The 23,018-nt window shown below is 65.1% G+C and carries 23 protein-coding genes; 14 read left to right on the top strand and 9 right to left on the bottom strand.

Annotation, left to right across the window (positions count from 1 at the left end; genetic code table 11):
- Nucleotides 1–58: 58 nt before the first annotated feature.
- The gene (locus EMO90_RS01890; protein WP_223849746.1) at nucleotides 59–907 is read right to left on the bottom strand and encodes a hypothetical protein; all 849 of its coding nucleotides are present in this window, start codon (nucleotides 905–907) and stop codon (nucleotides 59–61) included.
- Nucleotides 908–972: 65 nt separating this feature from the next.
- Here EMO90_RS01890 and rpmB point away from each other — a divergent pair, with 65 nt between their 5' ends.
- The 9 genes from rpmB (at nucleotide 973) to EMO90_RS01845 (ending at nucleotide 5,418) form a co-directional block, all read left to right on the top strand.
- A complete protein-coding gene (gene rpmB / locus EMO90_RS01885; RefSeq protein ID WP_150354014.1) occupies nucleotides 973–1,212 on the top strand; it encodes a 50S ribosomal protein L28 in 240 nt (79 codons plus the stop codon).
- 37 nt (nucleotides 1,213–1,249) lie between these two features.
- Nucleotides 1,250–1,420, top strand: a complete 171-nt coding sequence (gene rpmG, locus EMO90_RS01880) for a 50S ribosomal protein L33 (protein ID WP_150354015.1) — start codon at nucleotides 1,250–1,252, stop codon at nucleotides 1,418–1,420.
- 25 nt (nucleotides 1,421–1,445) lie between these two features.
- Nucleotides 1,446–1,751: a 30S ribosomal protein S14 gene (gene rpsN, locus EMO90_RS01875; protein ID WP_150354016.1), complete on the top strand. Its 306-nt coding sequence runs from the start codon at nucleotides 1,446–1,448 to the stop codon at nucleotides 1,749–1,751.
- 41 nt (nucleotides 1,752–1,792) lie between these two features.
- Nucleotides 1,793–2,053: a type B 50S ribosomal protein L31 gene (locus EMO90_RS01870; RefSeq protein WP_150354017.1), complete on the top strand. Its 261-nt coding sequence runs from the start codon at nucleotides 1,793–1,795 to the stop codon at nucleotides 2,051–2,053.
- Nucleotides 2,054–2,076: 23 nt separating this feature from the next.
- A complete protein-coding gene (gene ykgO / locus EMO90_RS01865; protein WP_150354018.1) occupies nucleotides 2,077–2,199 on the top strand; it encodes a type B 50S ribosomal protein L36 in 123 nt (40 codons plus the stop codon).
- On the top strand, nucleotides 2,199–2,366 hold the full coding sequence (gene rpmF, locus EMO90_RS01860) for a 50S ribosomal protein L32 (RefSeq protein ID WP_150354019.1): 168 nt from the start codon (nucleotides 2,199–2,201) through the stop codon (nucleotides 2,364–2,366). The genes ykgO and rpmF overlap by 1 nt, the downstream gene beginning before the upstream one ends.
- A 68-nt stretch (nucleotides 2,367–2,434) precedes the next feature.
- Nucleotides 2,435–4,108, top strand: coding sequence for a metal ABC transporter solute-binding protein, Zn/Mn family (locus tag EMO90_RS01855; protein WP_150354020.1), 1,674 nt, complete (start codon nucleotides 2,435–2,437; stop codon nucleotides 4,106–4,108).
- Nucleotides 4,109–4,518: 410 nt separating this feature from the next.
- Nucleotides 4,519–4,995: a Fur family transcriptional regulator gene (locus EMO90_RS01850; protein WP_223849747.1), complete on the top strand. Its 477-nt coding sequence runs from the start codon at nucleotides 4,519–4,521 to the stop codon at nucleotides 4,993–4,995.
- Nucleotides 4,996–5,070: 75 nt separating this feature from the next.
- Complete coding sequence (locus tag EMO90_RS01845; RefSeq protein WP_190972001.1) at nucleotides 5,071–5,418, top strand: lectin-C; 348 nt, start codon at nucleotides 5,071–5,073, stop codon at nucleotides 5,416–5,418.
- 480 nt (nucleotides 5,419–5,898) lie between these two features.
- Here EMO90_RS01845 and EMO90_RS01840 read toward each other — a convergent pair whose 3' ends face one another.
- The 5 genes from EMO90_RS01840 to EMO90_RS01820 all read right to left on the bottom strand — a co-directional run bounded on the left by EMO90_RS01840 (nucleotide 5,899) and on the right by EMO90_RS01820 (nucleotide 11,405).
- On the bottom strand, nucleotides 5,899–6,705 hold the full coding sequence (locus EMO90_RS01840) for an ABC transporter ATP-binding protein (RefSeq protein ID WP_150354021.1): 807 nt from the start codon (nucleotides 6,703–6,705) through the stop codon (nucleotides 5,899–5,901).
- A complete protein-coding gene (locus tag EMO90_RS01835) occupies nucleotides 6,702–7,586 on the bottom strand; it encodes an ABC transporter ATP-binding protein (RefSeq protein WP_150354022.1) in 885 nt (294 codons plus the stop codon). Before EMO90_RS01835 ends, EMO90_RS01840 begins: the two co-directional genes overlap by 4 nt.
- A complete protein-coding gene (locus tag EMO90_RS01830) occupies nucleotides 7,586–8,437 on the bottom strand; it encodes an ABC transporter permease (RefSeq protein ID WP_150354023.1) in 852 nt (283 codons plus the stop codon). The genes EMO90_RS01835 and EMO90_RS01830 overlap by 1 nt, the downstream gene beginning before the upstream one ends.
- A gap of 1 nt (nucleotide 8,438) precedes the next feature.
- A complete protein-coding gene (locus tag EMO90_RS01825; RefSeq protein ID WP_150354024.1) occupies nucleotides 8,439–9,455 on the bottom strand; it encodes an ABC transporter permease in 1,017 nt (338 codons plus the stop codon).
- A gap of 291 nt (nucleotides 9,456–9,746) precedes the next feature.
- Nucleotides 9,747–11,405, bottom strand: coding sequence for an ABC transporter substrate-binding protein (locus EMO90_RS01820; RefSeq protein ID WP_150354025.1), 1,659 nt, complete (start codon nucleotides 11,403–11,405; stop codon nucleotides 9,747–9,749).
- Between the two features lie 514 nt (nucleotides 11,406–11,919).
- On the opposite strand from EMO90_RS01820, the gene coaBC reads away from it, so the two are divergent.
- The 3 genes from coaBC to EMO90_RS01805 all read left to right on the top strand — a co-directional run bounded on the left by coaBC (nucleotide 11,920) and on the right by EMO90_RS01805 (nucleotide 14,842).
- A complete protein-coding gene (coaBC, locus tag EMO90_RS01815; RefSeq protein WP_150354026.1) occupies nucleotides 11,920–13,233 on the top strand; it encodes a bifunctional phosphopantothenoylcysteine decarboxylase/phosphopantothenate--cysteine ligase CoaBC in 1,314 nt (437 codons plus the stop codon).
- A gap of 4 nt (nucleotides 13,234–13,237) precedes the next feature.
- Entirely contained in the window at nucleotides 13,238–14,002 is a 765-nt protein-coding gene (locus EMO90_RS01810) for a type III pantothenate kinase (protein ID WP_150354027.1), read from the top strand.
- A 66-nt stretch (nucleotides 14,003–14,068) separates the two neighbouring features.
- The gene (locus tag EMO90_RS01805; protein WP_150354028.1) at nucleotides 14,069–14,842 is read left to right on the top strand and encodes a type III pantothenate kinase; all 774 of its coding nucleotides are present in this window, start codon (nucleotides 14,069–14,071) and stop codon (nucleotides 14,840–14,842) included.
- A gap of 211 nt (nucleotides 14,843–15,053) precedes the next feature.
- Here the strand turns inward: EMO90_RS01805 and EMO90_RS01800 are convergent, their stop codons facing one another.
- The gene (locus EMO90_RS01800; protein ID WP_150354029.1) at nucleotides 15,054–17,132 is read right to left on the bottom strand and encodes a beta-galactosidase; all 2,079 of its coding nucleotides are present in this window, start codon (nucleotides 17,130–17,132) and stop codon (nucleotides 15,054–15,056) included.
- Between the two features lie 182 nt (nucleotides 17,133–17,314).
- On the opposite strand from EMO90_RS01800, the gene EMO90_RS01795 reads away from it, so the two are divergent.
- Complete coding sequence (locus EMO90_RS01795; protein ID WP_150354091.1) at nucleotides 17,315–18,343, top strand: LacI family DNA-binding transcriptional regulator; 1,029 nt, start codon at nucleotides 17,315–17,317, stop codon at nucleotides 18,341–18,343.
- Between the two features lie 395 nt (nucleotides 18,344–18,738).
- A complete protein-coding gene (locus tag EMO90_RS01790) occupies nucleotides 18,739–19,740 on the top strand; it encodes an ASCH domain-containing protein (RefSeq protein ID WP_190972002.1) in 1,002 nt (333 codons plus the stop codon).
- 307 nt (nucleotides 19,741–20,047) lie between these two features.
- On the opposite strand, the gene EMO90_RS01785 is transcribed toward EMO90_RS01790, so the two are convergent.
- Both EMO90_RS01785 and glmS read right to left on the bottom strand, forming a co-directional pair.
- The gene (locus EMO90_RS01785) at nucleotides 20,048–20,809 is read right to left on the bottom strand and encodes a pseudouridine synthase (RefSeq protein ID WP_150354092.1); all 762 of its coding nucleotides are present in this window, start codon (nucleotides 20,807–20,809) and stop codon (nucleotides 20,048–20,050) included.
- A gap of 61 nt (nucleotides 20,810–20,870) precedes the next feature.
- Complete coding sequence (glmS, locus tag EMO90_RS01780) at nucleotides 20,871–22,763, bottom strand: glutamine--fructose-6-phosphate transaminase (isomerizing) (RefSeq protein ID WP_150354031.1); 1,893 nt, start codon at nucleotides 22,761–22,763, stop codon at nucleotides 20,871–20,873.
- Nucleotides 22,764–23,018 lie beyond the last annotated feature (255 nt).

Here is a 23,018-nt window from a genome sequence, read left to right as displayed (position 1 = left end):
GCGCTGCGCTCAGGATGACGGAACAGGACCATGTCACCCTGAGCGGTGAGCCATTCATTCACACATCCACGGTCGCCTCACCCCTCACCAGCGCATCCAACGTCACTTCGTGGGCATCCTCGCACACCACGCCATCACCGCCGGCCGCAATGGCCCGGATGATCGCGCGACACATGCACTCCCCCGACGCATCCACATGCCGGGCAAGGCATCCGCGACCGATCACCGGCAGTTCGAGCACATGCGTGGCCTCGTGGATGAGCCGTGAGACCACCACACCGGTCGAACGCTCATCGAATACGCCATCGTCGCCAGCCTCCCCGCCAAGACCTCCCGCAAGCATCAGCGGGGCATCGTCATAGAACCGCTCCTCAAACTCATCCAGTCCCACCGCATTGGCAATCGCCGCCACACGCATGCCCGCGCCCCACTCATGCAGCTGGAATGCATCCTCAAGGTACTGCGCGATCGGCACCCCCTCCACGCCCACAGGCAACATCACCAGCACCGCGGGCGTTTCGGCACCAACGGCGCCACCATCACGCCACACCCCGGACTCCGCCCATAAGCCCAGCTGCCGCTCAAGATCGTGCTTGACCGTGCAGCTCAGGCAACATTCGTCCACAGGCAGCGACTCCGTCCCGCCCGTACGCACGCCGAGCACGTCCGCAGTCGGATCACAGGCCACTCCCCGCCCGATCGGCGGCAGGCATCGACGCACAACGGACAGGCCCGCCGAAGCCGCGTCATCCACGCGCACGTCATAGGCGATCATGCCCGCATCCGGACGGCCATCAAGCAATGAGAAGGCGACCGAGTCAAGACTCAGCCGATCGGCGCCCGTCAGCAGCACCACGGCGGGCGCGCTCCCCTCATCGCCATGTTCCGCGTTTCCCAATGATTTCAATGTCGGATGAATCATATCGACCTTTCTGTTTTGAGAATGATTATTATTATGATATAGTGACACCCATGACCAAACATTGTCAAATTCTGGGCACGCGGGCGGGCACCGGCAACCGCGTCTCCCATTCGCATCGCAAGACCCGCCGGCGCTTCAACCCGAATCTGCAGACCAAGCGCTATTGGGTGCCCTCGCTGGGCCGCCGCGTCACACTGACGCTCAGCGCCAGGGGCATCAAGACCATCGACCGCATCGGCATCGAGGCGGCGATCGTGCGCATCGCCAAGCAGGGCGAAGACGTGGCCTAAGCCAACGCCAGCATCATCAGAAAGAAGGAAGGGCCATATGGCCAGCAAATCCGCGGAGATCCGCCCGGTGATCCACCTCAGGTCCACAGCCGGCACCGGATTCACCTACACCACCACCAAGAATCGGCGCAACACCCCGGACCGACTGGAACTCATGAAGTTCGACCCCGTCGCGGGCAAGCGCGTCCTGTTTCGCGAAACGCGATAGGAATCACCACCGATAGGAAAACACCATGGCTAAAACCAGCAAAATCGCCAAGCAGCACCAACGCGAGCTGACCGTGGCGAAGTACGCCGAGCGCCGCGCGCAATACAAGCGCGACTCGGTCAATCCGCATCTGAGCGCCGAGGAACGAGCGGAGGCCATGCGCCGACTGCAGTCGCTCCCCCGCGACGCCAGCCCGACCCGACTGCGCAACCGCGATGCGATCGACGGCCGGCCGCGCGGCTTCAATCGCGCATTCGGCCTGTCACGCATCAATCTGCGCGAGAAGGCGCACCGCGGGGAACTCCCGGGCGTCGTGAAGTCGAGCTGGTGACAGGCGGCGGGCCCGTCAGAAAAGCAAAGGAACCAACACCCATGAAATCCAACATCCACCCCACATACGACTACGTGGTCTTCCGAGACCGGTCGTCGAACACGGCGTTTCTCACCAGGTCCACGCTGGCCGCCAAGGCCGCCAGCCTGCCCTCCATCGAGTGGGAGGACGGCAACACATACCCACTGGTCGACGTGGAGGTCTCCTCCTACAGCCATCCGTTCTACACCGGCAGAAACGTCGTACTCGACACGGCCGGCCAGGTGCAGAAGTTCAACCGTCGCTACGGGCGCGGGGACTGAATACACACGGAAAGGAACATCCCATGAAAGTCAAGGCATCCATCCGCTCGCTGGCGCGAAAGGACGGCTCAGTCGTCGTGCGCCGCCGCGGACACCTGTACGTGATCAACAAGAAGAACCCCCGATGGAAGGCGAGGCAAGGCTGATGGCACTGCCCAAGGTCAGAACGTCCCGCGCGAACACGCGCACCCGCAGATCCAACTGGAAGGCAAAGGTCCAGCAGCTCGCCACCGTGCAAACCCCGGAAGGCGAAACGGTCCGGGTTCCCCAGAATCTTGCCGCGGCCGTGCGTCGCGGCTACTGGAAGCCATGAACGGCGATCCGCCAACCATCCCAATCGCCCATTCACAAATACAACATAGGTAGAAAAGAGAAGAGAGCATGACCGGTCAGAACGCCAGCCATACCCCTGAATCCCCCAAACCAACCCCCGAGCCGGCCGCCGCAAACGGCCCCACCGCCCAGCTCGTCGCGAACCGACGCAGCACGATCATCCAGTTGATCATCGTCGCCGTGATCGGCGCGCTGCTTGGCGGACTGATCACAGGCGGATTCGCCTTCGCGAACCGCAGCCGATCGGGATCCGCCGCAGGAGACAGCAACGCCGGCACGGTCGCCGCCGCGGGAACGAGCACGGGAGCGAACGACGCCTGCAGCACCACCTTCGACGTGGTCGCCTCCGTGAACCAGTGGGGCTCGCTCGCCCAGCAGCTCGGCGGCAAGTGCGCTAACGTGACATCGCTGATCAACTCCACCGCGGCCGACCCGCACGACTACGAAGCCACCGCCGCGGACATGGCCAAGCTCGCCAAGGCGGACATCGTGGTGCTCAACGGCGCCGGCTACGACGGCTGGGCCGAAAAGGCGCAGTTCGACACGAGCCGCCAGACGATCGTGAACGTGGGTGACCTCATGGGCATCACCGCCACCGAGGAGCACGAGCACGAGCACGAGGAGGGCTCCGAGGAGGGCCACCACCATCACCACCACGGCTCCACGAACCCCCACCTGTGGTTCAGCCCGGAGGCCGTGCTCAAGGCGGCTGACGCGATCAACGCCGCCTACACGTCCAAGGCGGGCGAAGGCACGGACACCGCGGCCACCGCCCAGCGCCACTTCAACGAGTGGAACGGCGAGTACGCGAACTTCGTGGCCCTGGTCAACCAGGCACGCGCCAAGAACGTGAAGCGCACCTACGCGGCCACCGAGTCGATCATCAGCTACCTGCTCGACTATCTGGGCGCCGAGGACCACACCCCCGCCGCCTATACCAACGCAATGAACAGCGAGGCCGAGCCCTCCGCGGCCGATCTGAAGGCCGCGATCGACATCGTCTCCGGCGACGAGGTGGACATCCTCGTCGTCAACCCGCAGGAAATGGGCGGATTCGCGCAGAAGCTCAACGACGCGGCCGTCTCCAGCCACAAGACGATCATCTCCGCCACCGAGCAGCTGCCCGAGAACCAGTCCACGCTGCTCGGATGGCTCACGCTGATCGCCAAGCAGGCCATCGCCACGGACACCACGAACGGTTACTTCCTCACGCAGGACGTGAAGGACCGCACGCTGTCCGATTACGAGGGCGAATGGCAGTCGGTCTACCCGTACCTCACGGACGGCACGCTGGACACGGTGATGGAGGCCAAGGCCAAGAAGGGCGACATGACGGCCGCGGAGTACAAGCAGTACTACGACACCGGCTACAAGACCGACGTGGAGAAAATCTCCATCAAGGGCGACCAGATGAGCTTCACCCGAGGCGGCCAGACCGCCACCGCCACCTACAAGTACGATGGCTACAGGATCCTCGACTACGCCAAGGGCAACCGCGGCGTGCGCTACCTGTTCACCGCCGTGGGCGACGTGCCCGAAGGCGCGCCGAAGGTGGTGCAGTTCTCCGACCACGGCATCGCGCCGGGCAAGTCCGCCCACTTCCACATCTTCATGGGTGACTCCTCGCAGGAGGAGACCCTGAAGGAGATGGACAACTGGCCCACCTACTACCCGGCCTCGCTGAGCGCCGAGGAAGTGGCCACGGAGATGCTCGCGCACTGAGCGGTCTCGTCATCCTGAGCGAAGCGAAGTCACCTCCGTCATCCTGAGCGGTCTTCCTGTCATCCTGAGCGAAGCGAAGGATCCTTAACCTTTCCGCATCATGGCTATGCGCGTAATGACGAAGGATCCTTCGCTGCGCTCAGGATGACGGCGGGGAGAGGCCCAGCGCTCTGGATGACGGAGAGGGAATCCCCTCTCAGAATGACGAGGAAGCCCCCGGATGACGGAAGCACCCCCCATAACAGCACTTGCGCCCCGATCGGTACATCGTTCTCCGCCGATCGGGGCGCATCCTTTTGCGAGGCGGCCCGAATGCGATGACTTGTGCGCGGCGACGCCGTCCACGGAAACACACAATTTGCCTCATTAACGATAACAAGTATCATTAGTAGAAAATAAAGGAGGGGAATGTGTCCGATCGTCAGGAGCGCCGCACCGACGCACACATGCAGCAGCCCTCGAACCCCCGCATCACCAGACCGCGCATGCTGATCGAGCAGACGCTGTCCGAGCTGTCGCGTTTCGCCACCGCCCAGGAGATCACCGACATTCTGCGCAACCGCGGCACGCGCATCGGCACCACCACCGCATACCGGAACCTGCAATTGATGGCCGATCAGGGCAAGCTCGACGTCATCCACCTCAACGGCGAAACCCTGTACCGCGCCTGCATCGATCATCGCCACCACCATCACATCATGTGCCGGGGCTGCGGAAAGACCATAGAGATCGAGATTCCGGGGCTGGAGCAATGGATTGAGCAGGCCGCTGCCAAACTGCACTACATCAACGTCACCCACGAATTGGAGATCTACGGCCTGTGCCCCCGCTGCGCTCGGAAGGCCATCGAGGACACCCTAAATGGCGACGGTCAGCGGGACCGGTAACCACTTTCACTAACTTTCGCACGCACCGCGGGCGACCCTATCCTTTCAATCACCAACACATTGAAAGGACAACCAATGACCATCAAGACCATCGACCAGCACGCCTACGAGATCATCACCGAGGAAGGCACCTTCGCCGTCTGCAAGGACACGCTCGCCAAGTTCGACGTCTCCGTCCACACGCACGGCGTGGCCGCCTGCGGATGCTGCGGCTGCTGCCTGACCGGCGACTGCTGCGACGACAACGACTGCATGCGCGGCTCCGACGAGCAGTGCGAGGGCAAGGCCTGCATCCACACCTGCCACGAAAACCGCGAAGGCCACGAGTGCGCGTTCTGCCACCTCGCCTTCGACTCCAACGAGGCATGCCACGAGGCGATTCTGGCCGATCTGAAGGCGCTCAAAGCCGAGCTCGCCGCCTGATTCGGTCATCCTGAGTCTCCCCCGTCATCCTGAGCGAAGCGAAGGATCCTTGGCCATTACGCACAAAGACATAGCGCAGGATCGGGGGTGTCCGATGCGCTCAGGATGGGTTGGCGATCGGTTCCGCTTGGTTTGCAGCGCAAACTGGGCAGATCGGAACGATTGATTCGCAAACTGGGCAGATCTGGTCATCTAGACCCCCAAATCGGCCTCTAGATGACCGGATCTGCCCAGTTTGAAAATCGGACGACCGGATTTGCCCAGTTTTGGCCCGGGGAATGGGCCTATGGTGCATCATCCTGAGCCGTCATCTGAGTGGAGCGCGCTCCCCGTCATCCTGAGCGCAGCGAAGGATCCTTCGTCATTTCGCATAAAGCCATGATGCAGAAAGATTAAGGATCCTTCGCTGCGCTCAGGATGACGGGGAGAGACCCAGAATGACGGGGAGACTCAGGATGACGGGAGGGGACGCCCGCCGCGCTATAGGGACGCGGCGGCCACCAAATCGCGGGTGTAGTCGGCTTGGGGATGGCCCAGAACCGCTCCAACCGGGCCGGATTCCACCACATGGCCGTTGTGCAGCACCAGAATCCGGTCGGCAAGATGCTGGACCACGCCCAGATCGTGCGAGACGATGATCAGCGCCATGTCCGGCCGCTCGGCGCGAATGGCCGCGAGCGCGTCGAGGATCTGCACGCGGACGGTCACGTCGATCGCGCTCATCGGCTCGTCGGCCAGAATCACCTTCGGCGAGGCCACGATGGCACGGGCGATGGCCACGCGCTGCGCCTGCCCGCCGGACAGCTCACGAGGCCGCCTCGAGAGCATGTCGCCGGGTTCCAACCCGGCCGTGCGCAGGGCCTTCGAGACCTTCTCAACCAGCTCCGCACGGGAGACGTTTCCCCGGCCCGCTCCCCCAGCCAGCACCAGCGGCTCGGCGACGGACCGGAACACGGCCCAGCGCGGATCGAGCGAGGCGAACGGGTTCTGGAACACCAGCCCGGACTCATGCCGCAGGGCGCGGAAGCCCTCCGACGAGCCCGCGATGCGCCCGCCGCGACCGGCGACCACCGGAGAGCCCTCATAGGTCACGGTTCCCGAGTCGGCGGTCTCCAAACCCAGCATGATGCGCGTCAGCGTCGATTTGCCGGAGCCGGAACCGCCGATCACCGCGAGGCACTCCCCCGCATCCACCGAAGCGGACACGTCGAACAGCACCTGCTGACGGCCGCGTCCGGCAACCGGGAAGCTCTTCACAATGTGCGACGCGGACAACAATGCGTTCACCGGGCACCTCCCCGATCGGACGAAACAGTGGACGACACAGCGGGCGAACCAACAGCCGACAGCGTCAGCCGCCTCGCCGAACCCACCAGTTCGCGCGCGACGGGGGTGCCGGGCGAGGCCAGCAGATCGGCGGTGGCCCCCTCCTCGGCCACACGCCCGTCGTCGATCACATAGCAGCGCGTGGTGGCGCGGGCGAGCACCGAAAAATCGTGCGTGATGAACAGCATCGAGGCGCCGGCGTCGTCCACCAGCGAGACGAGCAAGTCCACGATCTGCCGCTGGATGATCGAGTCGAGCGCGGTGGTCGGCTCGTCGGCCACGATGAGCTTGGGCGAGGTGATGAGCGCAGTGGCGATGCCCACACGCTGCTGCTGCCCGCCGGAGAGTTCGTGCGGGTATTTGCCGGCCATATCCGCCGTCAGTCCCACTTTGTCCAGCATAGCCATCACGCGGTCGCGCCGCTCGGATGCGGTCAGATCGTAGTGCAGCCTGAGCGGCAGCTCGATCTGCTTGGCCACCGTGGACACCGGATTGAGCGATGTGCCGGGGTTCTGGAAGACCACGCCCACATAGCGCCCGCGCAGGTCGGCGAGCGTGCGGTCCGAGGCGCCGATCACCTCGGTGCCACCGAGGTCGATCGAGCCGGTCGCCCGGGCACCGCGCGGCAGCAGGCCCAGCATGGACTTGGCGATCATTGACTTGCCGGAACCGGAGGAGCCGATCAGCCCCACGCGCTCCCCGTCGCCCACGGTCAGGTCCACGTCACGCACCACGGCATTGCCGGAGCCATCACGCCCGGAGCCATCACGCCCGGAACCGCCGCGCGCCGAACCGGCATGCCCGCCGATCGTCACATTCAGTCCGCGAATCTCAACGCTCATTACAGACTCCCCTCATCCATGGCCGAATTGAACGCGTCGCCCAGCAAGTTCAGCGCCACCACCGCCAGCGTGACCACCAGGCCGGGCCACACCACGGTCAGCGGGAACACGTTGATGAGCTTGACGGACGTGGACAGCGAGTGGCCCCAACTGGGCACGCCGGCGCCCACGCCCACACCCAGATAAGTCAGTCCCGCCTCGGCCAGCACGGAGGTGCCGGCGGAGATGGTCAGCTGCACGGTGAGGACGGGCATGATGTTCGGCACCACATGACGGGTGAAGGCGTACCAGCCGGACGCGCCGCCGGCCAGAGCCGATTCCACGTAGTCGGACCGCGCGGCGAGCATGGCGGAGGGACGCGCGATGCGGGCCAGATTGAGGCCGTACGCGATGGAGCAGGCGCCCACGATCACGCCGACCGAGGCACCGAACGGCACGGTGAGCAGCAGGGCGATCAGCACCGTGGGAATGGAGATGAGCGCGTCGACCACGGCCACGGTGGTGGAGGCGAGGCCGGCGGAGCGCGAGACCATGAGACCCACCAGCAGCAGGCCCAGCGCGCCGGAGCAGATCACGGTGAGCACGGCGATCACCAGGTTGGTGCGCGATCCGGCCATCAGCCAGCTCAGCACATCCGCGCCGGTGCCGTCGGTGCCGAGCGGGTGCGCGGCGGACGGCTGGGCCCACACATGGTAGCCGTCGGTGGCCAGCAGCGGCTGCGGGGTCCAGAACAGGGACACGATCGCCACCGCGATCCACAGGCCCAGCACAATCAGCGCATACCGGCCGGAACCGCGGCGCCACAAGGCGCGCAATGCCGCAAACACGCGGCCGATTCCCTCGGATTCCATGTCATTCGCCTCCCTTCGAAGCGGCGCTGCCAGTCGTGCCGTCGCCGGCGTCCGTTCCCGTCGCATCGGCGGCCTTGAGCCGCGGATCGAGCGCGCGGTGGATCAGATCGATCACCAGCCCCAGCAGCAGGAAGAATGCGGCGAGCAGGAACAGCTCACTCTGCACGGCGATCAGATCGCGGTTGCCCACGTCGCCGATCAGCAGCGCGCCCAGTCCGGGCAGGGCGAACAGGCTCTCCACCACCATCACGCCGGTGATCATCTGCGCGAACGTCAGACCTGCCACGGACACGAGCTGCGGGGTGGCGAGCCGCAGCCCCACGCGCAATACGGCCTGCGTGCGGGTCATGCCGCATGCCATGGCCATGTCGATCGCGCCGCCGTCCATCACATCGCCCACCGCGGCGCGCGTGTAGCGCATGATGCCCGCGCCCGCCACGATGCCGGTGGCCACGGCCGGCAGCACCAGCGAGGACAGCGCGCGACCGGGATTATGCCATCCCTCGGAGGGGAAGCCCTGCGAGGGGAAGATGCCGATCAGGCCGGTGCCGCGCGAGAACAGCAGAATGAGCAGCAGGCCGCTCCACAGGGCCGGGACCGCGCCGCCCACGATGGCCAGCACATGCAGGAATCCGCGCATCCGGCGGCCGTTCGCCAGTACGGACGCGCAGCCGAGCGGCAGACCGATCAGCAGCGCGATGAACAGGCTCAGGATGATCAGCGGGAAGGTGAGCGAGGCGCGCTGGCCCACCTGCGCGACCACCGCGCGGCCGGTGAGGGCGGAGGTGCCCAGATCGCCGTGCAGCAGGCCGCCCACCCAATCAAGATACTGGGTGATGAGCGGACGGTCGAGTCCGAATTGGGTGCGCAGGGCGGCGATGCGGTCGGGGGTGGCCGCGGTGCCGGCCATCACGGCCGCCACGTCGCCCGGCAGGATGCGCAGGGCCACGAACACCAGCACGGACACGCCGAACAGCGCCGCCACGAACAGCAGCAATCGATGTGCGAGAAAGCGCATATGTCCAACCTTATCGAATTGTCTTCCTAGGCGGAATAACCCCCTCATCCTGAGAGGGATGTTGTTTTCCCGTCATCCTGAGCACCGAGCCGTGAAGCGGACAGCCCGGTGGACTGTCCGTAGGCGAGGGGAGCCGCCGCCAAGGCGGCGACGGTCCGGCGCAGCCGGACACCGCAGCGCGGAGTCGAAGGATCCTTGGCCACTGTGCACAAGGTTAAGGATCCTTCGGCTCCGGCCTGCGGCCTTTGCTCAGGATGACGGGTAGACTACGCCCCGCTCAGGATGACGGGCCTACTGGCGGTATGTCACGGCGTACAGCGGCAGGACGCTCTGGCTGAGCTGCTGCGGGAAGCCGTCCACGCCCTTGGCCGTGACGACCGTGACGCGGTAGCCGAACAGCCAGTCGGCGGGCGCGTCCTCGGAGACGATTTTCGCGGCCTGCTTGAGGTAGCCGTCGGCCTCGTCGTCGCTGGTGGCGGCGAGCGCCTTCGCGTACAGGTCCTGCACCTGCTTGTTGTCGTAGTGGTAGTAGTACGTGGGCGTGGCCCACTTGTAGAAGTCGTGGCTCTCGGCGTGGTCCACCAAGGACAGCTCGTAGTCGCCGTTGGTGTGCACGTCCTGCAGCCAGGTGGAGAACTCCACGTAGTTGATCTTCAGGTCGATGCCGATCTGGCTCAGCTGGCTCTTCAACTGGTCGCCCAGTTCTGTGCCGTACACGTTGGCGTATGTCAGGGTGAGCTGCAGGGGCTTGTCCGCGGTGTAGCCGGCCTCGGCCATGAGCGCCTTGGCCTTGTCCACGCTGTGCGGGTACAGGTTCGTCAGGTCCTCGTAGCCGGGGTCCACGGACGGGATCGGGCCGCCCAGGGGCGCGTCCACGCCGCCGCGGGAGGCAATGATCTGATCGTGGTCGATGCCGTAGCGGATGGCCTGGCGCACGCGCTGGTCGGCGAGCTTCGGGTTGGTCACGTTGAAGGCGAGGACGAACTTGTCCGATCCGTCGCTGGTGGACACCGTGTAGTTGGCAGAGTCGGACTGGAACTGCTTGGTCAGCGTGGCGGGCACGGAGGTGAGCACCTGCACATCGCCGCCCTTGAGGGCGTTGACCGCGGCGTTGTCGTCGGTGAGGAAGCGGACAATCATGTTCGCCGTCTTGGCCTTGCGGTCGGCGTTCCAGTACTTCTCGTTGGCCTTGAGCACCAGCTTGTCGCTGGAGTCGAAGGAGACCACGGTGTACGGGCCGGAGCCAAGCGCGCTGGTCTTGGCATCGTACTGGGCGTCCTTGTCGAACACCAGGCCCGCGCGGCCGGTGAGGTTCCACAGCAGGTTGGAGTCCGGCGTGGTCAGCGTGAGCTTGACGGTGTTGGCGTCCACGGCCTCGGCCTTGTCCAGGCTCTTGACCTGGTCGTAGTTGTAGTACTTTTGGGCCTTGAGCTCGTTGATGGACCAGGCCACGTCGTCGGCGTTGAGCTCGTCGCCGTTGGAGAAGTTCATCTTCTCGTTGAGGTGGAAGGTGTAGGTGAGTCCGTCGTCGCTGATCTCCCAGCTCTTGGCCAGGCCCGGCTGGACCTTGTTGTTGGAGTCGCGCGACACGATGCCCTCGTACACGTTGCCGATGAGCAGCTGCTCGAGCGCCGAGCCGGACTGGTGGCGGATGTCGAGGTTGACCGGGGCGAGCTTGATGCCCACGGTCACGGTGTCCGAGGTCTTGGAAGCATTTGAGTCATCTCCTGCGATTGATGAATCATTCGCGGCCTTGTTATTGAAGAACACGGTCACGCCGATCACGATCGCCACCACCACGAGAACGGCGATGAGCGAGATGAGCCAGCCCTTGGGCTTGCCGCCCTTCGGGCTCTTGGCGCGGGCGTTGAGTGCTGCGTCGGTGCTGGCGGACGCGTTGTTCTGCTTGGTTGCGCCGGGCTTGCCGTGCGCACCATTGTTCTGAGACATGCCTCGTCTCTCCTTGTGCATGTAGGTGTTGTTCGTTTGGGCCGCTTTGGCCCTGTGCGCGATTGGCCGCCGCATCGGGTCGACCATCGCCGCCGACCATCCTACCCAACCCTGCGCAAACCACCTAATGAGAGATTCGTCACAATATGCCCTCTGCAGCCACCCCTCATCCTGAGCGAAGCCTCTTCCCCGTCATCCTGAGCGAAGCGAAGGATCCTTGGCCATTGCGCATACAGTTAAGGATCCTTCGACTCCGCTACGCTCCGCTCAGGATGACAACAGCCCTATTCCGTCATCCTGAGCGAAGCGAAGGATCCTTAAACGGGGGAAGAACTCAGGATGACGTGAGGAGCCCCTCATCCCATTGCAACGCCGGGCAATCCGCCCGCCCGTTCCCCCGCCGCCGCTATACTGGTGGGCGGCATTGACGGCACAAGGCACCGACGGGAACGACCCGCGGCGACCGGACACACAAGACACGCGCACGCCTCGGCGACGAGGCAGGGAGGGTTTCATGGCGCACATTCTTCTGGGAGTCACCGGCAGCATCGCCGCGTTCAAGGCATGCCATCTGGCGTCCGACTGGACCAAGGCCGGCCACGAGGTGCGCGTGGTGATGACGGCGGCCGGCGCGCAGTTCGTCACGCCGCTCACGTTCAACGCGCTGACCCACAACCCGGTGCGCACGGCCATGTTCGGCCATGGACCGGCCGCGGGCGCAAGTCAGGCGGGCCCGGCCGCGGGCATCAGCCACATCGAGGACGCCAAGTGGGCCGATCTGCTTGTCATCGCGCCGGCGAGCGCGGACGTGATCGCCAAGATCGCCAACGGCATAGCGGACGACGAGCTCACCTCCACCGTGCTGGCGTACGAGGGCCCGAAGATGCTGTGCCCGGCCATGAACACGCACATGTACGCGAACCCGTCCACGCAGCGCAATCTGGCGACCTGCCGCGCGGACGGCTGGTCGATCGTGGAACCGGAGTCGGGCGTGCTGGCCTGCCAGGACGTGGGCAAGGGCCGTATGGAGGAGCCTGCGGTGATCGAGAAGGCCGCGGCCGCCCTGCTGCGCGCGAACGCCGATCCGTCCACGCTGCCGCTGAAGGGCCTCAACGTGCTGGTGACCGCCGGCCCGACGCAGGAGTCGCTGGACCCGGTGCGCTACCTGACCAACCATTCCACCGGCAAGATGGGCTACGCGATCGCCGAGAAGGCGCGGGACATGGGCGCGGCCGTCACGCTGGTCTCCGGCCCCACGGCCCTTGAGGCGCCCGAGGGCGTGGACACCGTGCGCGTCACCAGCGCGCAGGACATGTTCGACGCGGTGTCCGCGCGCTTCGAAAACGCGGACATCACGATCATGGCGGCCGCCGTGGGCGACTTCCGCGCCGAGAACATCCACCCGCAGAAGATCAAGAAGCAGGGCCGGGACACCTTGGAGCTGAAGCTCGTCTCCAACCCGGACATCCTCGCCTGGGCCGGCTCGCACAAGCGCGACGGGGTGATCGCCGGCAGCGACGACCCACGCCCGCAGGTGCTGTGCGGCTTCGCGATGGAGACCGAGCATCTGGTGGAGCACGCCGAACAGAAGCTCAGCGAGAAGCACTGCGACATGCTGGTGGCCAACAACCTCAACGACCGGGGCGCCGGCTTCGCCACGGACACCAACGTAGTCACGGTGCTCACCCCCGGCGCGGCCCCCGAGCCGCTCACGCTCATGGGCAAGGCCGATCTGGCCAGCCTGATTCTGGGGCGCCTCGCGGTGATCCACGCGAACAAGCTGGCCGAGCAGCCCATGTTCGATGCCGATTTCGTCCGGGAAGCGTGAGCTTATGCTCCTCGCGGTCGACATCGGCAACACGAACATCTCCGTCGGCTTTCTGGACGGCGGCGAGGTGGTGGGCACCTACCGCATCACCACCAAAAGCCATCACACGGCGGACGAGTACGCCCTCATGCTCAAGCGGTTCATGGCCATGTCGTCCATCCGCCCGCGCGAGTTCCGCGGCGTGATCATCTCCTCGGTGGTACCCAAGGTCATGCACGCCTTCCGCGGCTCGATCATCAAGTTCCTGGGCCTTGACCCGGTGGTGGTGGGCCCGGGCGTCAAAACCGGGCTCGACATCCGCTTGGACAACCCCAAGGCCGTGGGCGCGGACCGCATCGCCGACTCCGTGGGCGCCTACGAGCTGTACGGCGGGCCGGTGCTGGTCATCGACTTCGGCACGGCCACCACGTACGACTACGTGGACGCGAAGGGCGCGTTCCGCTCCGGCGCGATCGGGATCGGCCTGCAGACCGCGGCGAACGCCCTGTGGGGCGGGACCGCGCAGCTGCCGGAGGTGGAATTGGGCGACCCGGGCACGGTGATGGGCACGAACACGGTCGCGGCCATGCGCGCCGGCCTGTTCTACGGGTTCCTGGGCGGCGTGGAGTACACGATCCGCCAGTTCCGGCGGGAGACCGGCGTCGACTTCCAGGTGGTCGCCACCGGTGGCATGGGCCGCGTCATCGCCAACGCCACATCGTCCATCGACGTGTACGACAGGGACCTGATCTTCAAGGGACTCGCCATCATCCACTCGCGGCTGCAGTAGCCGCGCAGCACACCATCACCCGCAACGTACAATCAGGCTCAACACACCATCAGGAAGGGGACGCGCATGCTCGTCGCGGTCGACATCGGCAACACCAACATCAAGCTCGGTTTTCTGGAGGGCTCACGGATCGTGGGCACCTACCGCATCACCACGAAGGCCAACCACACGTCGGACGAGTACGGCCTGCTGCTCACCGAGTTCCTGGACATGTCCGGATTCCGACCCGGCGACGTGGACGATGTGATCATCGCCTCGGTGGTGCCCAAGGTCATGCACTCGTTCCGCGCGTCGATCGTCAAGTTCCTGGACATCGAGCCGATGGTGGTGGGCCCGGGCGTCAAAACCGGCATAAACATCCGCATGGACGATCCCAAGTCCATGGGCGCCGACTGCCTGGCCGACTGCGCGGGCGCCTACCACGTGTACGGCGGCCCGGTGCTCGTGGCCGATTTCGGCACGGCCACCACGTTCAACTACGTGGACGATCGCGGCACGATCACCGCGGGACTGATCACCACCGGCATCCGCACGGCCGCCGCGGCCCTGTGGAACGGCACCGCGCAGCTGCCCGAGGTGGAGATCACCCGCCCCAAGACCATCCTCGCCAAGGGCACCAAAACGGCCATGCAGGCCGGCCTGTACTACAATTTCCTGGGCGGCATCGAGCGCACGATCCGCCAGTTCCGCCACGAGATCCCCGAGGACTTCCAGGTGGTCACCACCGGCGGCCTGGGCCGCGTGTTCGCCGACGACACCGATCTGATCGACGTGTACGATCCGGACCTGATCTTCAAGGGCATGGCGATCATCCACCAGCGTACGCTCGCCGCGCGGTAGGGAAAAAACAAAAGAGCGGAGCGAAGGATCCTTGACGTTTGTGCATACGCTTAAGGATCCTTCGACTCCGCTACGGTGTCCGGCTGCGCCGGACCGTCGCCGCCTTGGCGGCGGCTCCCTTCGCCTACGGACAGCCCACCGGGCTGTCCGCTTAACGGCTCAGTGCTCAGGATGACCGGTGGCCAACCCGCGATTATGGCGGGGACAACCGCTACAGCTTCACGACCAGCACGCCGTTCGGCTTGATGACGGCGGAGTGCTCGCTCATGGTCAGATGGACCAGGGAGCTGACGACCGGCTCGCCCTCCACATCCACCACGGCGTCCTCGCGGGTGCGGTTGAACAGGAACACGAAGTGGTTCTCGTCCGACTCGTCGGCGCGCTCGACGCGCAGCACATCGCCGCAGTCCTCCTCGCTGGACGTGTCCACGCCGAGCTCGCCAAGCACCTCGGGCAGGCTCTTCGAAAGGCCCCAGCGGCCCAGCAGACCGGCCACGTAGACCGCCTTGCCGTCACCGTACTCGTTGATGGTGATGGCCGGGCGGCCGTCCATGCCGGTCACCGGATCGGCCTTGAACGTGGCGAGCACCTTGGCGGTGTCCGCCACGGAGGTGATGCAGTCGGCGAGGTCGTAAGCCACGGCCCCGTTGCTCAGGTCGATGTGGTCGAGCGTGCCGTCGTCCTTGGCGAGCGGCACGAATTCCTCGCTGCGCACGCCCACCACGTCGCGGATGGCACCCGGGTAGCCGCCCAGCCAGATGTGGTCCTTCTCGTCGGCGATGCCGGTGTAGGAGCTCACGAGGAGCTTGCCGCCCTGCGCCACGTACTCGCGCACGCGACGGGCGGTCGCCTCGTCGATCAGGTACAGGCTCGGCAGCACCACGGCGTCGTATTCGTCCCAGTTGGATCGCACCGGCACCACATCGGCCGTGACGCCGTGGTCCGCGAGCGCGCGGAACCATGCGAACGGCTCGGTGACATGGTGGACCTTCTGCGTGGGCGTGGCGGTGTGCTCGGTGGCCCACTGCGACTGGTAGTCGAACACCACGGCCACCTTGGACTTGACCAGACGGGTGCCCAGCAGGCCCTCGTCCGCGAGCTTGTTGAGGTCCGCGCCCAGCTCGCACACATCGCGGTAGACCTGGCTGTCCTCGCCCGCGTGCGGCAGCATGGCGGAGTGGAACTTCTCCGCGCCGGCCTTGGACTGGCGCCACTGGAAGAAGCAGATCGCGTCCGCGCCCATGGCGAGGTGGGCCAGGGCGTCGCGCACCAGCTGTCCGGGCTCCTTGCGGAAGTTGATCGGACGCCAGTTCACCGCGGACGTGGAGTTCTCCATGAGGCACCACGGATCCTTGCGCGCGATGCCGTCCGTGAGGGATGCGGTGTACGCGATGCCGTCGAAGTGCGCCTCGCCGGGGCTGAAGTAGTGGTCGTTGGACACGAAGTCCACCTCGTCGCCCCAATCGTCGTAGTCGAGCGTGGTGCCGGTTTCGGAGACCATGAAGTTCGTGGTCAGCGGGCGGCTGGGGGTGATCTCCTCGAGCACGTCGCGCTCGGCCTTGTAGAAGGCCTTGAGCGCGTCGGAGCTGAAGCGCTTGAAGTCGAGCAGCTTGCCGGGGTTCATGAAGTTGCCGTCGCCGATGAAGCGCGGCGGGATGATCTCGGAGAAGTCGTTCATGTGCTGCGCCCAGAAGGCGGTGCCCCAAGCGTCGTTCACAGCTTCGATGGTCTTGTAGCGCTTCTTGCACCAGTCCTGGAAGGCGTGCATCGCGTCGTCGGAGTAGTCGAAGCGGTTGTGGCAGCCGTACTCGTTGCCCACGTGCCAGGCCACCACGTACGGGTTGTCCTTGTAGTGCTCGGCCATCGCGCGGCACAGCGCCAAGGCGTAGCGGCGGAAGACCGGGCTGGTGGGACGCCAGTGCTGGCGGGCGCCCGGCCAGCAGACGTCGCCGCGGTAGTCCTTCCACAGCACCTCGGGGTGGGACTGGGTGAGCCACAGCGGCGGGGAGGCGGTGGCGGACGCGAGGTCCACGGCGATGCCGGCCTTGCCCAGCTTGTCGATGATGCGGTCCAGCCAGTCGAAGTCGAACACGCCCTCGGACGGCTCGATCTTCGCCCAGCTGAAGATGCCCACGGAGACGAAGTTGACGCCCGCCTGGTTCATCAGGCGGATGTCCTCGTCCCACACCTCCTCGGGCCATTGGTCGGGATTGTAGTCGCCGCCGTACCAGACGCGGGCCTTCTGGCCCTCGAGCGGCTGGGGCCAGCGGTATTGCCTGCGTGCGCCCATGAGACCTCCTTGTCGGTCGCCATATGATATGGATGTTTGCGTTGCCATAATAGCATTCGCGCGGAAAATACACGCAGAGGATCATCCGATTTCGCGCGGATCGATGTTACAGTGGGAGCGTTATCGGAATACGACCATGCAATGGAGTGTGCACTTTCATGGAACGCGCATCAACCGTCTCGATGCAGGACGTGGCCAGGGAAGCCGGCGTCTCCCCCCAAACCGTCTCCCGCGTGGCGAACGGCAGCGACGCCGTGCGGCCGGAGACCCGCCGCCGGGTGCAGGAGGCGATGGAGAAGCTGGGGTACCGCCCCAACTACGCGGCCCGCGCCCTCAAGCACGGCCGCTTCCGGGATGTGGGCGTGGTGCTGTTCAACATGACCAACTTCGGCAACATCCGCATCCTCAACGGCATCTGCGCCGCCGCCAACGACAACGGCTACGCGATCACCACGCTCACCATCGGACAGGGACGCGAGCGCACGCTGTCCGAGGCCGTCAACCGCATGAAGCAGCTGCCCGTGGACGGCATGATCGTGGTTCTGGAGCAGCGCATCGCCGACTTCCACGACTTCCAGCCGCCCAAGGATCTGCCGGTGGTGCTCATCACCGAGGCCGCGGCCGATCACTGCCCCACCATCGACGCCGACCAGTACGGCTGCTCCACCGCGATCGTCGACTATCTGCTGAGCAAGGGGCACAAAACCGTCTATCACATCGCGGGGCCATCGTCCTCAAGGGCCGCGGAAAGTCGCGCGAGGGGCTGGCGCGACGCGCTCAGCCAGTTGGGGCTGCGCATCCCGCCCACTTATGTGGGCGATTGGGAGGCGGACAGCGGATACCAAGCCGGGCTGTCCCTGGCCCGCGACCCGGAGTGCACCGCGGTATACGCCGCGAACGATCAAATGGCGTACGGCGCGATCATGGGCCTGCGCGCGGCCGGCAGGCGGGTGCCTCAGGACGTGAGCGTGATCGGCGTGGACAATTCGCTGGTGGGCATGGTGCCGCGGCTGGATCTGACCACCATGCGCATGAAGTTCGATACGATCGGCCATGAGGCGTTCTCGATGGTCATGCGCCAGTGCGAGGGCGATCGCGTGCCGGTGGGCGTCAAAACGGTGATCCCCTGCGAACTCGTGGAGCGAGGGTCGGTCGCCGAGCCGCCACAAGTCGCCATCCTGAGCGGAGCGCAGCCCATCCCGTCATCCTGAGCACTGAGCCGTGAAGCGGGCAGTCCAGTGGGCTGTCCGTAGGCGAGGGGAGCCGCCGCCAAGGCGGCGACGGTCCGGCGAAGCCGGACACCGTCAGGGCGCAGTCGAAGGATCCTTGACTTTGTGCACTGGTTGGCACTCTCATACATGCGCAATGGCCAAGGATCCTTCGCTTCGCTCAGGATGACAACGAGGGGGACTTTCGTCATCCTGAGCGGAGCGCAGCCCGTCATCCTGAGCGAAGCCCGATAGGGCGCAGTCGAAGGATCCTTAATCTTGTGCGCTGTTTGGCACTCTCATACATGCGCAATGGCCAAAATACGATGACCCCGGAGTTTCATGATGTTTCGCATGAGTGACTTTCACGGGGCCTTGCAATGGATAGTATAGACTTCATGAGCGATGAATCGCAAGCCACAGCCAACGACCTTCGCAGATGGTTTTCCTCCGAGCGCATGCGCCGATACGAGGAATCCGCCGTGGATCCGGTTGCCCTGTATGTCTGGAACACACGCATGTCCAAGGCATATCTTGAAGACATCGCACATGTTGAGGTCATGCTGCGTAATTTCATCGCCGCTCGCCTCTCCGCCGCATGCGGATGCGCGGACTGGTATGAGCAGATTGATTTTTTCGGCTTCGACTACGAGTTCCGCAAAGCCGTCGACCGTGTCAAGAAGCGCATCCACTGCGCCGGTCACGACGTTACCCCGGATCGCGTGATTGCAGGATTGTCACTGGATTCATGGCGATTTCTGCTCGTACGCAAGCTGGAGCCGACCGTGTGGAAAGCATTGCGAGATCAGACCAATGGCGGCATGCCGCATTACAAGTCACGGCGGCGCAAGGAATTCGAAGCGCACGTCATCCGATTGTTGGACATGCGCAATCGATGCAGTCACCAGGAACCGCTGATCCAGCAGAACCCCGTGGATGAGCGAGACTATCTCGACGCCCAATGGGAAAATCTGCTGTGGCTTGCCGATGTCATCGATCCGAAAGCCGGCGATTGGATTCGTGGCAGATCGAGGGTACCTGAGTTACGCAAGATACGTCCCATTCGAACAGTGGCGGAGCTGTCGGCGTTGCCGAATGCCAAATTCATGGCAAAGGTCCTGGAATCTGATCAAATGGTTGAACTTATTCTCGATGGCACAAGAACTGCCGCTGCCAGTCCGCTGCATGATTATTTGGAGTGTGGCAGTCCATTGCCGCGCGTCGGAAGCCGATCCGTACTGACGACCTCCTCCGGTCGGAATGTGGCGGTGCTCATTACCGATGCGATCGAAGTGATCCATCTCAGCGATATGGACGACCGGCAAATCATGGATGAGAATGAATGCGATGATGACACACCCGTCGTCTTGGTGCACTTCGAAGTCGCCGAACGGCTATGAGGGGTTCCCTTCCGTTATCCTGAGCGGAGCGCAGCCCGTCCCGTCATCCTGAGCTCAGCCCGATAAGGCGCAGTCGAAGGATCCTTAATCTTGTGCACTGGTTGGCACTCTCATACATGCGCAATGGCCAAGGATCCTTCGCTTCGCTCAGGATGACAACGAGGGGGACTTCCGTCATCCCGAGCGGAGCGCAGCCCGTCCCGTCATCCTGAGCGAAGCCCGATAGGGCGCAGCCGAAGGATCCTTAATCTTGTGCACTGGTTGGCACCCTCATACATGCGCAATGGCCAAGGATCCTTCGCTCCGCTCAGGATGACGGGCAGGCACCCCACGCGACGGCCCGCCGGATCGCCGCCTCCCCCAACGGCACGCGCGAGACGAACCGCCGCGGCTCGCCGGACACCGGGTCGGCGAACTCGAGCGACCGCGCCACCAGTTCCAGCGGCTCGGAGAAATCGTCGTAGGGCTTGGGGTCGCGCAATACCGGGTAGAAGTCGTCGCCGACGATCGGCAATCCCAGCGAGGCCATGTGGACCCGCAGCTGATGGGTTTTGCCGGTGCGCGGATGCAGGGTGTACGCGCGCACGTCCGATCGTCCCGGAACGCCGGCGCCCAACTCGATCACCGTCTCCGCGTTGACCTCCCCCGGCTCCTCGTACGCCTGCAGGATGCCCCGCCGCTTCACGATCCGCGACCGCCGACGCAGCGGAAAGACGCGCGGCGGCTCAAGCCGTTCGACGGTGCCGTACCGGGGACGCGAGACGGGCGCGCAGGGGGCCAGGCACTCGTAGGTCTTCACGGCCAGATGGTTCTGGAACAGCATCTGGTAGGCGCCGCGGTACGCCGGGTCGCGCACGAACACCACCACGCCGGCGGTGAGGCGGTCGAGGCGGTGGGCCGGCGTGATGTCCGGCTCGCCGTATGCCGATCGCAATCGGATCAGCGCGGTCTGGCGGTACCACATGCCCCGCGGCGTGGTGGCGAGGAAGTGCGGCTTGTCGATCACGATGATCCGATCGTCCTCGTACAGCACCCCGTACTCGAACGGGATCGTCGGCTCGTCGGTCACCCAGCGGTGCGGGCGGACGGGCGCACCGGCTCCCCCGGCCGCCACGAAGCCGCCCAAACCGTCACTCAACGGTGACGGACTTGGCGAGGTTCCTCGGCTTGTCCACGTCGTAGCCCTTGAGCTTGGCCATGTCCATGGCGAACAGCTGCAGCGGCACCACGTCCACCAGCGGGCTCATCAGCGTGGGGCACTGCGGCCGCCAGAAGACCACATCGGCATAGCGCTCCACGTCCGGATCGCCCTTCTCGGCCACGGCGATCACGAACGCGCCGCGGGCCCGCACCTCCTCGATGCCGGAGATGACCTTGGCGTGCAGCACGTTGCGTCCGCGCTCCGGCGGCACGATGAACACCACCGGCTCACCGTCGTCCACCAGCGCGATGGGACCGTGCTTGAGCTCGCCGGCCGCGAAGCCCTCGGTGAACGTGTAGGCGATCTCCTTGAGCTTCAGCGCGCCCTCAAGCGCCACCGGATAGCCCACATGGCGGCCCAGGAACAGGAAGGACTTGGCGTCCACCATGCGCTTGGCGGCGTCGGAGATCGTGCCGGACTGCGTGTCGATGACCCACTGGATCTTGGCGGGCATGTGCTTCAGGGAGTCGAGCACCTGGTGGATCTCGTCGCGGAACATGGCGCCCTTGACCTGCGCCAGATACAGACCCAGCAGGTAGGCGGCGGTGATCTGAGCCACGAACGCCTTGGTGGACGCCACGGCCACCTCCGGGCCGGCGTGCGTGTACAGCACGGCGTCCGATTCGCGCGGGATGGAGGCGCCCTGCGTGTTGCAGATGGCCAGCACCTTCGAGCCCTGCTCGCGCGCGTGGCGCAGGGCCATGAGCGTGTCCATGGTCTCGCCGGACTGCGAGATGGCCACCACCAGCGTGCGCGGCGTGAGGATCGGGTCACGGTAGCGGAATTCGTGCGCCAGCTCCACCTCCACGGGGATGCGCACCCAGTGCTCGATGGCGTACTTGGCCACCATGCCCGCGTAGGAGGCGGTGCCGCAGGCAATCACGATGATCTTGTCCACGGCCTTGAAGTCGTGCTCGTCGATGTGGACCTCGTCCAGATTGAGGTCGCCGTTGCGGTTGAGACGGCCCAGCAGAGTGCGCTGGACGGCCGCGGGATCCTCGTGGATCTCCTTGTCCATGAACGAGTCCCAACCGCCCTTCTCCGCGGCGGAGGCGTCCCAGTCCACGGTGTAGGTCTTGGGGTGCTCCACCACGTTGCCGTTGAAGTCGGTGACCACCACTGAATCGGCGGACACGCACACGGCCTGGTCCTGATCGATCTCCATGGCCCGCTTGGTGTAGGCCACGAAGGCGGCCACATCGGAGCCCAGGAAGTTCTCGCCATCGCCCAAGCCCACCACAAGCGGGGAGTCATGGCGCGCGCCCACCACAATGTCCGGCTGGCGGCAATCGGTGGCGAGGATCGTGAACGCGCCCTTGAGCATGCGCGCCAGGCGGCGGATGGCCTTGAACAGATCCGGCGCGCCCTCCTCGGCGATGATGGTGTCCACGATCTTGCCCAGCAGCTTGGCGGCCACCTCGGTGTCCGTGCTGGAGGAGAAGCGGTAGCCCTCGGCCTGCAGATCGAGGCGCAGCTGGGAGGCGTTCTCGATGATGCCGTTGTGGATGATCGCCACCTTGCCGTCGCGGCTGGTGTGCGGGTGGGCGTTCACGTCGCTCGGCACGCCGTTGGTGGCCCAGCGCGTGTGCCCGATGCCCACGGTGGCGGCGGGCATGGGGTTGCGCTCGATGTCCTCGACGAGGTTGTCCAGACGGCCGGCCTTCTTGCGCACCGCCACCTGATCCATGCCGGGCGCGCTCAGGGCCACGCCGGCCGAGTCGTAGCCGCGGTACTCAAGCCGCCTCAGGCCCTGAAGGCAGACGTCGAGGGGCTTGCCGCACGCCGTGGTGATTGATCCTGCATATCCAACGATTCCACACATAGCATCCCAGCGTAACCGATGGATGTTGCAACCCCAACCCGCAACCCGCCGCCTCACGCTATCCGCACAATTCGCGCAATTCGACAGCCGTCTCAATCCACTCCGTTCCAATCTGCGCCCCCTCCGGCGCAGATTGGAAAAATGCTGCACGCTGCGGCCCTGATTGGCGTTCCAATCTGCAGATTATTTCCAACCTGCGAATTTCAGGTCGCAGGTTGGAAGAATGCGGCGGCCGGCGTGATGAGCGATGCGGGG

The organism is Bifidobacterium vespertilionis, from assembly GCF_008698145.1.
GTDB classification, from domain to species: Bacteria; Actinomycetota; Actinomycetes; order Actinomycetales; family Bifidobacteriaceae; genus Bifidobacterium; species Bifidobacterium vespertilionis.
The sequence above is the reverse complement of the archived record's forward strand: the minus strand, read 5'-3'. Positions and strand labels throughout refer to the sequence as shown.

Bases quoted from the DNA above. Each gene is read 5' to 3' on its own strand.
- rpmB (WP_150354014.1), top strand. From the start codon at position 973: ATGACCAAACATTGTCAAATTCTGGGCACGCGGGCGGGCACCGGCAAC.
- rpmG (WP_150354015.1), top strand. From the start codon at position 1,250: ATGGCCAGCAAATCCGCGGAGATCCGCCCGGTGATCCACCTCAGGTCC.
- rpsN (WP_150354016.1), top strand. From the start codon at position 1,446: ATGGCTAAAACCAGCAAAATCGCCAAGCAGCACCAACGCGAGCTGACC.
- EMO90_RS01870 (WP_150354017.1), top strand. From the start codon at position 1,793: ATGAAATCCAACATCCACCCCACATACGACTACGTGGTCTTCCGAGAC.
- ykgO (WP_150354018.1), top strand. From the start codon at position 2,077: ATGAAAGTCAAGGCATCCATCCGCTCGCTGGCGCGAAAGGACGGCTCA.
- rpmF (WP_150354019.1), top strand. From the start codon at position 2,199: ATGGCACTGCCCAAGGTCAGAACGTCCCGCGCGAACACGCGCACCCGC.
- EMO90_RS01855 (WP_150354020.1), top strand. From the start codon at position 2,435: ATGACCGGTCAGAACGCCAGCCATACCCCTGAATCCCCCAAACCAACC.
- EMO90_RS01845 (WP_190972001.1), top strand. From the start codon at position 5,071: ATGACCATCAAGACCATCGACCAGCACGCCTACGAGATCATCACCGAG.
- EMO90_RS01835 (WP_150354022.1), bottom strand. From the start codon at position 7,586: ATGAGCGTTGAGATTCGCGGACTGAATGTGACGATCGGCGGGCATGCC.
- EMO90_RS01830 (WP_150354023.1), bottom strand. From the start codon at position 8,437: ATGGAATCCGAGGGAATCGGCCGCGTGTTTGCGGCATTGCGCGCCTTG.
- EMO90_RS01825 (WP_150354024.1), bottom strand. From the start codon at position 9,455: ATGCGCTTTCTCGCACATCGATTGCTGCTGTTCGTGGCGGCGCTGTTC.
- EMO90_RS01820 (WP_150354025.1), bottom strand. From the start codon at position 11,405: ATGTCTCAGAACAATGGTGCGCACGGCAAGCCCGGCGCAACCAAGCAG.
- coaBC (WP_150354026.1), top strand. From the start codon at position 11,920: ATGGCGCACATTCTTCTGGGAGTCACCGGCAGCATCGCCGCGTTCAAG.
- EMO90_RS01810 (WP_150354027.1), top strand. From the start codon at position 13,238: ATGCTCCTCGCGGTCGACATCGGCAACACGAACATCTCCGTCGGCTTT.
- EMO90_RS01805 (WP_150354028.1), top strand. From the start codon at position 14,069: ATGCTCGTCGCGGTCGACATCGGCAACACCAACATCAAGCTCGGTTTT.
- EMO90_RS01800 (WP_150354029.1), bottom strand. From the start codon at position 17,132: ATGGGCGCACGCAGGCAATACCGCTGGCCCCAGCCGCTCGAGGGCCAG.
- EMO90_RS01795 (WP_150354091.1), top strand. From the start codon at position 17,315: ATGCAGGACGTGGCCAGGGAAGCCGGCGTCTCCCCCCAAACCGTCTCC.
- EMO90_RS01790 (WP_190972002.1), top strand. From the start codon at position 18,739: ATGAGCGATGAATCGCAAGCCACAGCCAACGACCTTCGCAGATGGTTT.
- glmS (WP_150354031.1), bottom strand. From the start codon at position 22,763: ATGTGTGGAATCGTTGGATATGCAGGATCAATCACCACGGCGTGCGGC.